Raw genomic sequence first — 701 nt, forward strand, 5'->3', positions numbered from 1 at the left:
TTCAAGACCAGCGTGACGAGCGCCAGGCCGGCAAGCAGCGAAGCGACGGCAAAGGCGGCGGCGGCATTGTACTCGTTATAAAGGATTTCGACATGCAGCGGCATGGTGTTGGTCAGCCCGCGTATGTGGCCCGACACGACCGAGACGGCGCCGAACTCACCCATCGCGCGGGCATTGCACAACAGCACGCCGTAGAGCAATCCCCATTTGACGTTGGGCAACGTCACGTACCAGAACGCCTGCCAGCCATTGGCCCCGAGCGACAGGGCAGCCTCCTCGTCGCCATTGCCCTGTTCCTGCATCAGCGGGATCAATTCGCGGGCGACGAAGGGGAAGGTGACGAAGACGGTGGCCAGCACGATGCCCGGCACGGCAAACAGGATGACGATGCCATGCGCCTTGAGCCAGGCGCCGAGCAGGCCTTGCGCGCCGAACAGAAGTACATAGACCAGGCCGGAAATGACCGGCGAGACCGAAAAGGGCAGGTCGATGAGTGTGGTCAGGAACGCCTTGCCCTTGAACTCGAACTTGGCGATCGCCCATGCGGCGGAGATGCCGAAAATCACATTGAGCGGCACCGAGATCGCCGCGACCAGAAGCGTCAGGCGGATCGCCGAGCGCGTGTCCGGTTCGCTCAGCGCCTGTGTGTAGGCCTCGATACCTTTGGCGAAAGCTTCCTTGAAGACGATGATCAGCGGCAG

Annotated in this window: 1 protein-coding gene; it reads right to left on the reverse strand. The window is 62.3% G+C overall.

Annotated features, from left to right (window positions below; all coding sequences use genetic code 11):
- The coding region (gene cysW / locus NKI17_RS36915) for a sulfate ABC transporter permease subunit CysW (protein ID WP_352907958.1) at positions 1-701 on the reverse strand (701 nt) is incomplete at both ends.

This window comes from Mesorhizobium sp. M0816 (assembly GCF_040320005.1).
Taxonomy (GTDB): Bacteria; Pseudomonadota; Alphaproteobacteria; order Rhizobiales; family Rhizobiaceae; genus Mesorhizobium.